General features: G+C 57.3%; 11 protein-coding genes and 1 pseudogene. 4 read left to right on the top strand and 8 right to left on the bottom strand.

Annotated features, from left to right (window positions below):
• Window positions 1-5: 5 nt before the first annotated feature.
• Window positions 6-1,898: an SAM-dependent methyltransferase gene (locus AB3X94_RS35240; protein ID WP_368593710.1), complete on the bottom strand. Its 1,893-nt coding sequence runs from the start codon at window positions 1,896-1,898 to the stop codon at window positions 6-8.
• A gap of 1,519 nt (window positions 1,899-3,417) precedes the next feature.
• Between AB3X94_RS35240 and AB3X94_RS35235 the strand changes: the two genes are divergently transcribed.
• Window positions 3,418-3,846, top strand: a complete 429-nt coding sequence (locus tag AB3X94_RS35235; protein WP_312883734.1) for a hypothetical protein — start codon at window positions 3,418-3,420, stop codon at window positions 3,844-3,846.
• 287 nt (window positions 3,847-4,133) lie between these two features.
• Window positions 4,134-4,382, top strand: coding sequence for a hypothetical protein (locus AB3X94_RS35230; protein ID WP_368593709.1), 249 nt, complete (start codon window positions 4,134-4,136; stop codon window positions 4,380-4,382).
• Window positions 4,383-5,815: 1,433 nt separating this feature from the next.
• Here AB3X94_RS35230 and AB3X94_RS35225 read toward each other — a convergent pair.
• From AB3X94_RS35225 to nifV, 7 genes and pseudogenes are all read right to left on the bottom strand, one after another.
• A complete protein-coding gene (locus AB3X94_RS35225; protein WP_368593708.1) occupies window positions 5,816-6,319 on the bottom strand; it encodes a hypothetical protein in 504 nt (167 codons plus the stop codon).
• A gap of 59 nt (window positions 6,320-6,378) precedes the next feature.
• Entirely contained in the window at window positions 6,379-6,681 is a 303-nt protein-coding gene (locus tag AB3X94_RS35220) for a ferredoxin family protein (protein ID WP_176112439.1), read from the bottom strand.
• The gene (locus tag AB3X94_RS35215; RefSeq protein WP_368613932.1) at window positions 6,678-7,991 is read right to left on the bottom strand and encodes an FAD-dependent monooxygenase; all 1,314 of its coding nucleotides are present in this window, start codon (window positions 7,989-7,991) and stop codon (window positions 6,678-6,680) included. The genes AB3X94_RS35220 and AB3X94_RS35215 overlap by 4 nt, the downstream gene beginning before the upstream one ends.
• Entirely contained in the window at window positions 7,988-9,106 is a 1,119-nt protein-coding gene (locus tag AB3X94_RS35210) for an electron transfer flavoprotein subunit alpha/FixB family protein (RefSeq protein ID WP_368593706.1), read from the bottom strand. Before AB3X94_RS35210 ends, AB3X94_RS35215 begins: the two co-directional genes overlap by 4 nt.
• Window positions 9,103-9,951, bottom strand: a complete 849-nt coding sequence (locus tag AB3X94_RS35205; RefSeq protein ID WP_176112436.1) for an electron transfer flavoprotein subunit beta/FixA family protein — start codon at window positions 9,949-9,951, stop codon at window positions 9,103-9,105. Before AB3X94_RS35205 ends, AB3X94_RS35210 begins: the two co-directional genes overlap by 4 nt.
• Window positions 9,952-9,964: 13 nt before the next feature.
• Window positions 9,965-10,303 carry a nitrogenase stabilizing/protective protein NifW gene (nifW, locus tag AB3X94_RS35200; protein WP_368593705.1) on the bottom strand — a complete coding sequence of 113 codons (339 nt, stop codon included), beginning with the start codon at window positions 10,301-10,303 and terminating at the stop codon, window positions 9,965-9,967.
• Between the two features lie 41 nt (window positions 10,304-10,344).
• Window positions 10,345-11,482 (bottom strand): annotated as a pseudogene (gene nifV, locus AB3X94_RS35195) (homocitrate synthase).
• A gap of 405 nt (window positions 11,483-11,887) precedes the next feature.
• On the opposite strand from nifV, the gene nifB reads away from it, so the two are divergent.
• Both nifB and AB3X94_RS35185 read left to right on the top strand, forming a co-directional pair.
• A complete protein-coding gene (gene nifB, locus AB3X94_RS35190; RefSeq protein WP_368613939.1) occupies window positions 11,888-13,486 on the top strand; it encodes a nitrogenase cofactor biosynthesis protein NifB in 1,599 nt (532 codons plus the stop codon).
• A 66-nt stretch (window positions 13,487-13,552) separates the two neighbouring features.
• Entirely contained in the window at window positions 13,553-13,747 is a 195-nt protein-coding gene (locus tag AB3X94_RS35185) for a 4Fe-4S binding protein (RefSeq protein ID WP_176125947.1), read from the top strand.
• The last annotated feature ends 44 nt before the right edge of the window (window positions 13,748-13,791 follow it).

Below are 13,791 nucleotides of genomic sequence, written 5' to 3'. Positions count from 1 at the left end.
GACGATTAGACCGTGGCCAGAGTTAGACGTGACGGTGTTGTTCCGATTTGCAGTCCGTCTGAGCGGTTCGCAAAGTACCTTTGGTTCAACTGGTCTATAGTCCAAGTGTGGGAACTGCTGAAGCCCAGTGTAACCAGCATTTGAGCCAACTCAGCCGGATCGAACGCGCTTTTCCACGGCTCGCCGCCCTCGGCGAATTGCGCCATCAACTGTTCGACGAAGACACGCATCATCGGCGGCAAGCTGGACACTGGCAATGCGTATTCCAGCAGCACGGCGCTGCCTCTGGCGCAGCGCGCGATGAACCGCAAAGTATCAACGACCGCAGCCTCGTCGAGGTACATGGTTACTCCGAGCCAGCTGAAGAAGGCCGGTGCGAGTGGATCGAATCCGGCACGCGTCAAGCCCTCGGCAAGGCTGATGCGCTCGAAGTCGACCGGTACGAACCGCAACGATTGCGGCAAGCGGATGCCCGCCTCATTCAGGTGCGCTCGTTTCCATTCCTGCGTGGCCGGCAAGTCAACCTCGAAGATGCTCCCGGGCGTGTCGTGCTGCCGGTAGGCGGTGGTGTCGAGTCCTGCCCCAAGCACGACGTATTGTCGCACCCCCCGCTCGGCGGCCTCGGTCCAAATGTCGTCAGCTAGCCTACTGCGTACGACCAGCGCGCTGCGCCTACACATCGACATCGGGTGGCGGAACCGATCGAGGCCATTGCGTAGGTCCTGTGCCTCGGCTTTGCCTAGCACGGCCAATGCGAGCGGATCATCAAGCGCCAGCGGGCGATCCAGTAGTTGGTGCGCCGCCCGTTGTCTAGCCACGATCAAGGCGCTAGGCTTGGGCCCGGCGTCGGTTGGCGTCACATCGTGCCCAACGATGTGTGCCTTATGCAGATAGGCCAACAATGCCTCGTCGAGCCCCACCCCAAGTTGCAGGTCCGGCTCTTGGTTCAAGGCGTCTCGAACATGCACTTCCAAGACCACGTCATCGCCACAGAAGCTTTCACGGAAAAGCTGTTGCCAGCGCTCGACGAGAGCCTGTACCGGCGCAGCGTCGGCCGCGACGCCGGCCTGCATGTGTGCCCGCAACTCAAGCGCCAACGTTGGCCATTCGCGCCTGTTCTTTTCGTTAAGCTGGCGGCGTCGAACTTCGTCCATTTGCGCCGGGTTCAAGTGTTTGGCGAGAAGTGTGCAGCGCGCGTGCGCAAACGATTCGTCTATCCAAACCAGCATCTCCGCCGTAATGCCGACAATCTGCTGTGCGCGTGGCTCCGCGGTTTGAATCTTCATCAACTTGTAAGCGAGCGCCGGGTCGTTGTTCGTCATGCGGGTCATGAGCCGAACCCAGCGCCAAGCCAACTCTTGGGCAACACTGCTTTCACTAGACAGCCCTTCCCGCATGGCGCTATGAACCTCAACGATGAGCTCGTCCCATATTGGATCCATCGGCGCAATCGCGTCCGGGCCCGTTGCAAACAGCGTGTCGAGTTCGTCTTCGTTCAAGTGCTTTTGATACATACTCATCAACTCCAAGGTGTTAAGCCAATCAATCGCGAGCGTTTCGCTGCCGGCGGCCAGCATCTTGGCGAGGCGTCGCAGGTGGCGACTGAGCCGCTGCGCCCGCGAAGCCCGCGCGTCCAGTTCGGCGATCTGGCGATGAAGAATATTTATCGGGGCACTGGCCGGTTGGTCGTCAAGGCTGACTTTGATATCGGGAAGCGAATAACCGAACCGTTTCAGTGCCTCGATACGATGCAGCCGGATCAGGTCGCCACGCCCGTACAGGCGTGCTCCCCCCTCAGTGCGTTGCGACGGAGACAGCAAGCCGATCGCGTCGTAGTGATGTAAAGCACGAACGCTCAGCCCCGCTCTTTTTGCCAGTTCACCGATCTTTAACTGCATTGCGTCTCCGGTGCGTACATCAACGCTAAAGCCTGACGTAGCGTTAGGTGCAAGGTGAATTGATGTGCCGGTGCTGCGCCGCATTTTCAAGCTAGATGAATATCAGGTGTCGCGCTGATCGGCATCTGGCCTGATCTTGAACGCATTGTCAATAGCTTGCCTGTGCTACCAAGGAAACGCCAAGCGCTGCGATGTTGTGATGTCTGGAAGGACGATACAACGCAGCCCCGATTGAATTCTGAATCACTTTGGATGCGATAGAACTCTTTGTCTGGTTTGCGCGCCGCGCAAATCAAACAGTCAAGTGGTGGTCCGCGCGGTCGCCAAAAATGTAGCTCCTGCCACTTGTTGATAGTCGCTGCTCCGATTCTTTGCGCAGCTGCAACCCGGCCTCGCCGTCATAGATTAGATCTGATCCCGGCTATTCCACCTGGGCGGCTTTGCTGCACTCCAGGCCTCCATGGCTCGTCAGTGGTACGCTCACGGCGCACAAGCGTCTCATCCGTCTCGCAATGTCATCGAGCATGCGCGGTTGGACGATTGTCAGCCGTTGTCCCAACGAATCGCCGCAGGAATGTGGTGCTCTGGCATGTGGTGCTCTGGCACGGTTTGCGTGGCCCCATCTGTGTCGGATTCCGATATCGGCTCGCACGCGAAGGATATGCCTCGTTGAAAGCGGTCGATAAAAATTTGCGGCTAGTAGCATAAGAAATGTTGAATGCCAATTTGTTCTATAGTCTGCTAGCCTTCGCTACTCTAGCTAAAACGTGGCAGAGTTCGAGCGCGTTCAGCGTTGAGGTGGGCGGCGGGCACCCATGACGTTAGTTTCGTTATCGTGGCAGAAGTGCTATGAACCGCGGGTTCGATGGCCATCTGCTATTCTGATAAGGAGTTTCCATGCCTAAAATCAAGAGGGTCATGTTTGGATGGGGCTGGCCGCAGTACTAGCCGGAATAGCGCCGCTGGTCGCCTGCTGAGTACGCGGCGGCCTGTCAGTCTCGCAAAATCCTTCCTGGACTTACCGCTGCGCAACGTTTGACGGAGGGTCAGTGGGCGTTGCTTTTAACCGGTGACGAGCATGATTGTTGCTATACTGATCAACGGCACAGGTACGAAACGGACAAAGCAGCAAAACTCGTTGATATGAGGCACATGCTCGTCCAGGTGACTTCGCGTTTGACAACCTTTCGGAGAATGGCCGTCGGTCGGGCGCGGGCTATATGTATCGTCGGCCTAACTTCTAAAGATTGCGGTGTGGCGAACTCGTTTATGGGGTGCCGTCGCCCGTCGTCCTCCGCCTCAAGCGTCCCGCTGGCACTCATGAAGCACTAGAATTCGGTTGCTCTTTTGACGACTGGAAAGCGTTAAGTCGCGCAGAGCAAGCTTTTTGAACTGGCCTCTTACTTTCGCGGCTCTTGTGTAGTCGCTGTGCGCGGCATGGCGGGGCAGTGACATCTCACTTTAGCCGTCATTGTTGGTTGATCATCAAATGGGCCCTTTCGAAACCTTGGAGAACATCGTGGCAACACTTGTAAACATTACCAGCGGTACTCCCGACGCCGTGCAAATTTGGGGATTCCATGATCTGTGTTGCGTGGACGACGTCGCGGCCGCTCTCAAGACGATCGCAGCGGGGCTGAGCGGTGATGGTAATACGATTCATGTGATGTCAGGTACTCACGGATACTGCAGCGGACGGGTTGGTGCAGTAGCGACGCGGGAACAGAGGTTCGCGGAAGAAGATCGAGTTCTCGCTCACCCAATGACGAAGGACAACAACGCCGTTGCCGTGGTTGTCCACGACTTCAATACCGACAAGCTGCCGGCCCCCGACTACGTGTCTGCGGCGATGGCGAAGCTCAACGCGGATATCCGCTCAATCGTCAGGACCGACACCGGAAACCATGTATTCCTCCTCGCCTACTGCTGTAGTGCCGGTACGGAGTAGATTCGCAAACCGGGACAAGAGAACAGGTGGACTTGACCCCCGAGCATGTGCTTATGGCGCAGCGCGAGCCGGGTAGACACGCTTGTCCGTTCTGCAACCTTTGCAAGGTCCCGCATGCGCCAATCGGGCTTGGCGCTGAACCGCGAGGCCACGCTGCTGCGTCGCTTCGGCGGTGAACTGCGTTGCAAGCCATACAGAAATTGCTCATATACGTACCGAAGAAACGGGGCGCTCAAACTACGAGCGAAGTGGCTGGTGGCAATGCTCGCACGTATTAGAACGCAGAAATGCAGCCATTTAATCAGTGTGCGCCTTTATTTTTAGTTGATATGCTGTTCACGATGCATAAAAGCCAGATTCATAAACTTCTCGACCTTGCTCACGAAGAAGCCTACGCTTTCGTTGAGGAGAATCCAGCAAGAGCTTTCAAAGAATCGGAAGAGCTCTTTGATGAAATGTTCTTTCATTCGCTTTCGCGTCACATTGGTGAAATGACAATCGCAGAAGTATCCACGCGTATTCGCGAAGGAGAATGAGAATGGAACCTAATCTATCAGTTGGGCTATGAGCAGTCAGAGAGTCACTGTGACATTGCTGAATTGACCGAGTACGATCGCGTGCTTAGGATGCGAGATCGCCGTGACCCACAGTCATCGCTTCCCAGCGGCGGTCATCAGTTGCGCGATGTCCTATGCTTCAGGTTTCGGTTCAGTCTGTGTGATATCAAAGCGCTGCTGTTCAAGTAAGAGTATCGTTAGTTGCGAACCGGTGCGACTTACGGACCTGATGGCTGGAAATGACAAAGGACAAACACCATGACGAAAAACTCCGATGCGGCAACGAGGGGAAGCCGTCCGTAGTGGTGTGGAAGCCCTTGCGATGAGGCTGACGTGAACGGGGCGTTATCCCGTTGACGATGGTCGTCAACCTGCCAGCTAGGGATGAGTGACATGACCTTAACAAAAACCGCATTGCGAAGAGCACGGTGTGAAGCGTATCAGCTTGTACCGATTGCCCGGCAGGTTCTGTCCGAATGTGGCGATGCAACCAGTCCGACTGGTTGGCTCGATTGAATCGAGCGTGGACGATCGTGTAGCCCGTTCGAATGTTTCCGCCTCGCCGACAAATGTCGTGCGTGGGTTGGGGTGGTCGGATCTGCGTAATAAACCGACGCCCGCACGACGGTTGGCGTCTTGACGCCCTCCGCCACTTCGGCAGGTTGCACGACGCGCAGGCATCCAGTCGGGCTTGCCGTCCTGACGGTGTCCACGCGTCTGCATCACGCTTTGCCTCAATGGCGCGCGCATCGCTTTATCCCGGGCATGACGGCCCGAGCGTCAACGACGACATAATCTGTAGCTGTCGGGTCGACCGGTTTGCACTACCCACGCGTGGCCACCCGAGCGCGTCTACTTTGCGCCCACTTCGGTCGTCGACGTCGGGGGTGGCCGCGATGGTGCGGTCGATGGAGTAACGGTACCGGGCGGTGTAGACTGGCCGAATGCGAATGGTTGACTTGCCTCCTTGTCAGTAAGCGGCGGTGCCACATCGTCTCCATTGCATCCGGCCAACTGGAATGCTACTGATACGAGCAGAACAGCCGCCCCCAACATCGCACGAAAGGATGCTCAACTCCGCTGGCGGCCCGTTGTACTCATGCTTTTCGAACTAGAATTGCATTAGCTGTTCGGGGATTGCGACGCCGTCAGCGGCGAGGTCCGGAACTCGCTCGCAACCTTCGGCACGGATTGATGTGCACCCCTGCATGAAGGTAGACGCGACATTGACGATACCGGGATTGCCTTCCGCACCGAACGCACGAAGTCATGGTCTGCATGTTGTTGAGAAGGTGCTATGCACCGTGCCGGAAGGATTGAGCATCACAAAGCTGACCGCGCATTTCGATTGGGCAGCGGAAAAGCTCCAATGAATCGTGGGAGTTCCCCTTCTAGTGACGAATTGCTGTCTGTCAATTCGTCAGTTTGCGATTGCCGTGTTCTGACTGCGCGAGTAAGGCTTCGACGACCTCGAAACCGATGCAATCAATCGGGTCCAGCCAGCGTAGTTTGGCAATCAGCTTCAGTGCAAGGGCCCGTTCGCCACGCCGTACGCTGATGAACGCAAGCGCCTTCAGCGTAAAGAGCCAAAAGCGCGGCGGCCCGGGAATGGAGAAGTCCGCGTCGCCCGGCTGCACCGCGCACCAATCACTGCTGATCGACGCTTCCCAGGCAGCGACCGCCAAAGCCCTCGTTGCAACTCTATGCGCCTCGCCAAGTTCTCCCCGGTTTGCATGGAACTTATATAGCAGATAGTAGGGTGGCAGGCAGCGCGGATAGGACAGGATGGCGGTCCACAACGCGGCGACCACATCGTCATCGCTGCCGCGGCGGGTTCTCTCGATCAGCTGTAGTACGCCGGCCGGGACTTCACCGCCGAACAGATCCGTCGACTCGATACCAGTAATGAGATTCATCAAAGTTTCTCCGGATGTGATAAGGCGCTCAGCCGCGGAGCGATACTGAGCTTGTTCGTTTAGCCGAATTTGAACTGTATGCCATATCCCCCGCGCGGATAGGCCCATTCAACATTATGGTGTTCGGTGCACAAAATGCGGCAACTACCGCATTCGAGGCAGCCGTCGGTGACCAACGTGACTGAGCCGTCGTTCTCGTTCCGATAGCAGGAGGCGGGACACACGAATGTACAGCTCTTTTCTGTGCAATCGTTTGTGCAAATGTCCACGTCTTTTATGCGGACGTGCGGCCGCCCGACGTCCACTCGGTAGCGATTTTGAAACAGCTTTTCGTCGATGTTGGCAGTGGTCGTATTATTCATCGGAAAGCCCTCCAGAATTTGTATGCGTCGCCGATCAGCCCTGTCACCGAGCGACTTTTACGGAAGCTGGTTATGACCTCGCGCTTCTTGGTCTTCTTGTCGATGCCATCGACCGTCATCATAGTGCGGGCCGCTTTCGCGACGAGATCAGGGTATGTGGTAAAGAACTGGGGATTATGGTGTAAGACCTTCGGCATATCGCGGTACTTGTGCAAGTCCTTCATCACGAAACTCTTGTCTAGCGCGGCCTTATACGCTGACAGCGTGCTGGCACGGTAGCCGTGGCGGCCGGCCGCTTTGGCGGCTATTGCTGTCTCGGCAGCGAGGCGCCCCGTCGTCATTGCGAGATTCGAGCCTTCTCGGTGCGCGGCGTTGACGAAGCCGCCCGAGTCACCGACGATCATCCAGCCGTTACCGTATACTTGCGGGATCGCATTAAACCCTCCTTCGGGAATGAGATGCGCGCAGTACTCCTTCATCTCGCCACCCGCGATAAGGGGAGCGATGGACGGGTGACGCTTCATTTTCTCGAGAAGCAGATACGGGGTTGTGCGATTAGAGTTTTTCTTGAAGTCGCTCAGCATACAGCCGACGCCGATCGTCAGCGACTCCTTGTTCGTGTAAAGAAACCCAGTTCCTGCCATGCCATCTGTGAGTCGTCCAACCATCTCTATTACAACGCCTTCTTGATCGGCAACGTTAAACCTCTCGCGAATTGTCTCCTCGGGCATGAAGAGGATCTCTTTCACAGCTAGTGCGACGTTGCGCGCTTCGATCTCACCATGAAAGCCCGCTTTGCGGGCCAAAGTTGAGTTGACGCCGTCCGCGAGAATCACGACATCCGCATAAACTTCGCCGTGTTCGCGGTCGCACTGGACGCCGACAACTTGGTCTCCGTCCAGAATCAGGTCATTCACCGTGGTCTCGCAGATCAGTAAGGCACCGGCCTCACGGACCTTCGACGAAAACCACTTGTCGAATTGCGCCCGTATGATCGTGTAGCGGTTATACGGGGGCTTGTTATAGTCGTCGCTACGCGCGTGTGTGCCTACAAACGAAGTATCGTCGAGCATCCACATGCGCTGTTCAATGATGTGGCGCTCAAGTGGCGCGTCGTCACGGAAGTCTGGGATGATTTCTTGAAGTGCACTGGCGTAAAGAATCGCGCCTTGAACGTTCTTGCTACCGGGATATTCGCCGCGCTCGATTTGAAGTACTTTCAGTCCACCCTTAGCCATAACATAGGCCGCAGCGTTGCCCGACGGTCCGGCACCCACGACGATCGCGTCGAATTGCGACGATTCTCTCATCTAACTCTCCTGGTGTCTCGCATTTGCCGAAGTGCCAAGTGTTCCTTGCAGGCGTGCGTTAGCGCGGGCAGCAACTGCAGTGCGTCCCCGACGATGCCGTAATGCGCGTATTCGAAAATAGGTGCGTTCGGATCGGTGTTGATTGCGACAATCACGTCCGAGCTTTCCATGCCGACGCGATGCTGGATTGCCCCCGAGATGCCGGCTGCGATATAAAGTTTCGGCCGCACGGTTTTGCCAGTTTGCCCGACCTGTCGATCCGCCGCGACCCAACCTGCCTGCACGCACGGGCGCGTAGCGCCGACTTCGCCACGGAGTACGCGCGCCAGATCAAACGCGAGTTGAAAATTCTCCGGAGTTTTGAGACCCTTGCCGCCGCTGACGATCACATCCGCATACGGAAGGTTGATCTGAGAGCTCGTCGCATCAGCGACAAAGTCGAGCAATTTGGTGACAATGTCGGCTTCGACGAGCCCCAGTGTTTCCTGCACGATCTCGCCGACGCGGCCTTCTTGCGCTGAGGGCATCGCCATGACCCGTGGGCGTACCGTCGCCATCTGCGGTCGATATGCAAGCGTCATGATCGTGCAGAGCAGCGAGCCGCCAAACGTCGGACGAGTGGCCGCCAGTGCCCGGGAGGTCGGATCGATGTTCAGTTCGGTGCAGTCGGCGGTGAGCCCGGTGAGCAGGGTTGTCGCAACGGAGCCGGCGAGATCCCGGCCCATCGAGGTCGCGCCGAGCAGTAAAATTTCAGGGCGGTACTTGTTGACCAGATCGGTCAGCCCCTTCGTGAATGGCTCATTGCGATAGCCACGCAACACTGGGTCGTGAATGACATAGGCTTTGTCTGCTCCAAGGCTGAACGCCTCAGTTGAAAACTTTTCGAGGGGCTCATCCGTGCCGCCGAGCACCGCCACGCAGACGTTGCTGCCAAGTTTGTCTGCAAGCTTGCGGGCCTCGCCGAGCAGCTCCCACGACACGTTATGCACGTGGCCGCGGTCGTGCTCAAGGAAGACCCAGACACCGGTGTAGTTTTTTAGATGTTCGGGTAGCTCCAGGTTGCGGCCTCTGGCATTCAAGGCCGGCTGCTTTTTCGCGGCAACGGTCGAGTTCATAAGGTCCTCTTCATTAGCACATCTGCCTCCAAAGTCGGATGGCGAGCGAACATCCTATGCACCAGATCCAACGAGACGCCGCGCAGGCTCGCCATATCCAGTGTGAGCATCTCGGCTTTTTGCTCGCGCGGTGTTGGGCCGAACACTTTGCTCACTACGGTATGTGAGCCTTTCAGCCCAATTTTGCTAACGTCCTCGATGCCGGCCTGCTCGCGATTCCATTTCCGTACCGGAAAAGCTGCCGCGTGGATCATTCTGGGCAGCGTCGCGAAGCGAAGTTCGTTGGTGTTCTCAAGCATCGTCACCAAGCATGGCAATCGAGTTTTGAGTACGTGTACGCCGCCTTCTGCGCGACGCTCGACGACGATCGAGCGTGCGGCGAGGTCGATTTCCACGATCCTGGACACGTAAGTGAGCAACTGGAAGCCCATGCGTGTAGCGATGCCGGGGCCGACCTGGGCAGTGTCGCCGTCGATAGTCTGCTTGCCAGTAAAGATCATATCGACCGGCTGTTCCTTGGCGATTTGTCGGATCGCGGCAGCCAGCGCATATGACGTTGCCAGCGTGTCGGCGCCAGCGAAAGCGCGATCGGTGACGAGTACAGCCTCGTCGGCCCCATAGCTGACGCATTTGCGAAGTGCGTCTTCAGCCTGCGGCGGCCCCATGCAGAGTGTGGTTACAGTACCGCCAAAGCGGTCCTTTAGCCTCAGCGCTTCCTCCAGCGAGAACAGATCGTACGGGTTGACGATGGCTGGGACGCCTTGACGCATGATGGTGTTGGTGACAGGGTGAACGCGGATCTGTGCCGAGTCCGGTACCTGCTTGATGCAAACGACAATATGCATTGGGTACTCCGGGTCAGGCGTCGCCGCGTGCTGGCAGCGACGCGCGCAGCTGGTCAATTGAGACGACCCGCCGTCCATCCGCTTCCTGAAAGACTCTGAAAACCTTTTGCTCTGCGGGCGTGGACACGACGAAGTCGTTGTAGGCCTTATTCAGTAAACATCGATAGATAGAGAACACAGCCGCCGCGTTGTTACGCGGTAGCCCCTTCTGTTGCTCGATGTACTGAAAAAAACGCTTGAGAATGTGCAGGCGGCTGACGTTCACTACCTTCTCGTCGAATGAAATGTCAAAGAATCGCAGGAAGTCTTCCGTGGACGACAGGCGATGCAGTTGTTCGATAACCTCTTGCACGTCGTTTCTCCTATTGGACCAATGCGCACCCGATGACGGCCTCAAGACACCTTAACTCGGGTGCCACGTGCTTGCGTCAGGAAGCGATGCAGATCGGCTGTCCCCGGCGCCTGTTTGTACTGTGTGGCAAATGACCGGATACGTGCAAGCAACTGAGGCACAAGCCGCTCGGACACTGTGACGCCAAGAGCGTCGTAGACGTCACGTACACTTTGAGCATCCAGAATGCTTGCCGAGTATCGTCGACCGTTGCTGGCCTAGTTCTGTGGGATCGAATCCCTCGTAGGTCGTGGGGAGCTTCGAAAGGCCGTCGGTAGGAATGCCTGACTCGTACATAAAGACGTCCTTACCAACAATGCTCTTGTTGGAGGAAATAGCGCGGCCAGACGCCCGTTCGACCAGCGATGAGATGTCGCGTAACGCAGTTGCGTCAATGCCTGTGTCTCGTCGGAGCAGATGTCGCGTGCCCATGACGACCTCCTCAAGCGCTGCATTGCCGGCCCCCTCGCCCAGGCCGTTGACGGTAGTGCTGGCGTGGGTCGCCCCTGCTGAGAGGGCCGCCAGCGTGTTGGCGGTGGCGAGTCCGAGGTCGTCGTGCGAATGGATTTCGATCTCCAGGTCCACGGCGACGCGGATTGCTGCGATAGCGTGGAATGTCTTGAATGGGTCCAATATGCCCACGGTGTCCGCAAATCGTACGCGCTGAGCCCCATGCTGCTCTGCGCATCGCACAACTTCTAAGATGAACGAGGGGTCCGCCCGCGAGGCGTCTTCCATACCGAGGGAGATCTTGGGGTGGCTTTTCGCAGCCTTTCCAATGACGCGTGCGATCCGCGCTAACACCCAACTACGCGACTGCCGTAGCTTGTGTTGCAAGTGAATATCCGATACCGGGACCGAAAGATGAATCATGTCGGCATCGCAGCGTAATGCCGCGCTGAGGTCCTCGTCGGTGAGTCGCCCCCAAACGATCAGACGAGCGTCGAGGTTCATGTCGACAATCGCATCAATGCACGCCATTTCGTCTTCGCCCATGGCTGGAATGCCGATTTCGAGTACGGCGACGCCAGCCTGCGACAGTGCGGCGGCAATCGCGCACTTTTCCTCCGTGCGAAATGCGACGCCAGCGGTTTGCTCGCCGTCGCGGAGTGTCGTGTCATTGATGATTGGGTTGCTCATGTCGGATCCCTTCAGCTGTTGGCCATGTATCGCAAACGTTGTGCCAGGTGATGGTCTACAGGTCAAAGCAACGCTTCGCGGTACCCTGTCGGCGCCACACGAACGGCCGAAGCTTGCCCTTCAGGCGGAGAGGCATCGCGGATGCCCCACGCGCAATGCGGCAGTGCCGGGTGATAGAGAGCGGATAGTGGCCTACCAAAAGCAATTTGTGCTCACGACGAGTGCGTTATTTTTGTCGTGACAGCGACAGAATACGGCTTGGTTGTCGGCTTTTGGTCAAGACGCGTAGCAAGAAGATTGAGTTGGTTGGCCAACTCACGTACCGATACCAATGGAGTTCGAGTGAGTGGCATGGATTTCGCTGATAAAGCCGGCGAACCACTGGAGGCTTTGGAGAGAACATCCATGCAAGATTGCGCGAATGCCAGCACGCTGTCCTCGACTGCGCCTGTCGGTATCCAAAAGACACTAACCCTGAGGGTGACCGGACATGCGCTTGTTCAGATCGACGGCTGCGACACCCACGGCCGCGCAGACAAGTCGGGCTGCAGTTCGTCGGACGAGCCTGAGCGCGAGCCGGCAGAAGTATGGGAAAGGATAAACAAGCATCCTTGTTTTTCGGAAGAAGCGCATCGCCATTACGCGCGAATGCATGTGGCGGTGGCGCCCGCCTGCAACATCCAATGCAACTACTGCAATCGTAAATATGACTGTTCCAATGAGTCGCGACCCGGCGTCGTGTCGGAGAAGCTGACGCCGGAGCAGGCCGTGAATAAGGTTTTGGCCGTCGCGGCCAAGATTCCGCAGTTGACGGTGTTGGGCGTTGCGGGTCCCGGTGACTCGCTCGCCAATCCGAAGAGGACTTTTGACACTTTCCGTATGCTCCGCGAGCGCGCTCCGGACATCAAACTATGTCTGTCAACGAACGGACTAGCGTTGCCGGACTTTGTCGATGAGATTTGCAGCAACGCTGTTGAGCATGTGACGATCACCATCAATATGGTGGACCCCAACGTCGGTGAATTGATCTATCCGTGGATTTTTTGGGACCACCGGCGCGTCAGGGGCAAGGAGGCCTCGCAGATCCTTCATGAGCGGCAAATGCAAGGGCTCGAAATGCTCACGGCGCGCGGCGTGTTGACGAAGATCAACTCGGTGTTGATTCCGGGCATAAATGACGAACACCTGATCGAGGTGAACAGCGAAGTGAAGAAGCGCGGTGCTTTCCTGCACAATATCATGCCGCTCATCTCGGACGCTGAGCATGGCACGTATTTCGGACTGCACGGACAGCGTGGCCCTACTGCTAGCGAGTTAATGGTCGTGCAGGACCGTTGCAAGGGAGGCGCTACGTTAATGCGCCATTGCCGTCAGTGCCGTGCGGACGCAGTAGGTCTACTGAGTGAGGACCGCCGCGACGAGTTCAAGCTCGACGGGATCGACGACATGGAAACTAGGTCCGACGCTAATTACCGTCGGGAACTTCAGCGCCGAGTGGAAGTGCAACGCATTGCGCAGCGCGACGCGAAACAGACTGCAATGGCTTTGGTGAAGGCGAGCGAAGTGCCGGCCGACCTGAAGGTGCTGATCGCTGTCGCGACGAAGGGAGACGGCCGCGTGAACGCACATTTCGGGCATGTCTCCGAGTTCCAGATTTTCGAGGTCAGCGCTGGCGGAGCGATCTTTGTGGGACACCGCCGCGTGGAGTCGTATTGTCGGGGCGGCCATGATGATGAAGATCGCCTGCCACCGCTCATACACGCGATCAGCGATTGCCACGCTGTACTGGTTGCGAAGGTCGGTTTGTGTCCGCGCAAGGAGCTGTCGCAGGCGGGCATTGAGCCGGTGGACCAGTACGCGTACGAAACAATCGAAAAAGCCGCGCTGATATGGTTCATCGAATATTGCAGCCGCATCACGAAAGGCGTGACCGTGCACGTGGAGCGTGGCGCCCCCGGGATCCGGCAGAAGACGTCGATTACTGCGACGGCTGCTGCTGATTGAGCGGCACACGGACAAATGGATCGGCTGCCCGCGCGCTATACAAACCTTCTTACAAGGAGTGCCATTATGCCCCTGAAGATCATTGCCTCAACCTGTACCGGCTGCTCGGCCTGCGAGCCGCAGTGCCCGAATGTCGCCATAAGCGAGAAAGGTGGCGTATTCGCAATCGATCCGAAGAAATGTACCGTATGCGAAGGACAGTTTGATAGTCCGCAGTGCTTGGCGGTTTGTCCCGTGGACGGGTGCATTGTGGTGAGCTAGCATCGCTGGCCGCGGGCAGCACCTGGACGAATCGTCAAAGGATT

This window comes from Paraburkholderia sp. BR10923 (assembly GCF_040948765.1).
GTDB classification, from domain to species: domain Bacteria; phylum Pseudomonadota; class Gammaproteobacteria; order Burkholderiales; family Burkholderiaceae; genus Paraburkholderia; species Paraburkholderia youngii.
This window is presented reverse-complemented; position numbering and strand designations above follow the sequence as displayed.

What these genes read in the sequence shown, in the direction of transcription:
- AB3X94_RS35240 (WP_368593710.1), bottom strand. Translation starts at nt 1,898, where the DNA reads ATGCAGTTAAAGATCGGTGAACTGGCAAAAAGAGCGGGGCTGAGCGTT.
- AB3X94_RS35230 (WP_368593709.1), top strand. Translation starts at nt 4,134, where the DNA reads ATGCAGCCATTTAATCAGTGTGCGCCTTTATTTTTAGTTGATATGCTG.
- AB3X94_RS35225 (WP_368593708.1), bottom strand. Translation starts at nt 6,319, where the DNA reads ATGAATCTCATTACTGGTATCGAGTCGACGGATCTGTTCGGCGGTGAA.
- AB3X94_RS35220 (WP_176112439.1), bottom strand. Translation starts at nt 6,681, where the DNA reads ATGAATAATACGACCACTGCCAACATCGACGAAAAGCTGTTTCAAAAT.
- AB3X94_RS35215 (WP_368613932.1), bottom strand. Translation starts at nt 7,991, where the DNA reads ATGAGAGAATCGTCGCAATTCGACGCGATCGTCGTGGGTGCCGGACCG.
- AB3X94_RS35210 (WP_368593706.1), bottom strand. Translation starts at nt 9,106, where the DNA reads ATGAACTCGACCGTTGCCGCGAAAAAGCAGCCGGCCTTGAATGCCAGA.
- AB3X94_RS35205 (WP_176112436.1), bottom strand. Translation starts at nt 9,951, where the DNA reads ATGCATATTGTCGTTTGCATCAAGCAGGTACCGGACTCGGCACAGATC.
- nifB (WP_368613939.1), top strand. Translation starts at nt 11,888, where the DNA reads ATGCAAGATTGCGCGAATGCCAGCACGCTGTCCTCGACTGCGCCTGTC.
- AB3X94_RS35185 (WP_176125947.1), top strand. Translation starts at nt 13,553, where the DNA reads ATGCCCCTGAAGATCATTGCCTCAACCTGTACCGGCTGCTCGGCCTGC.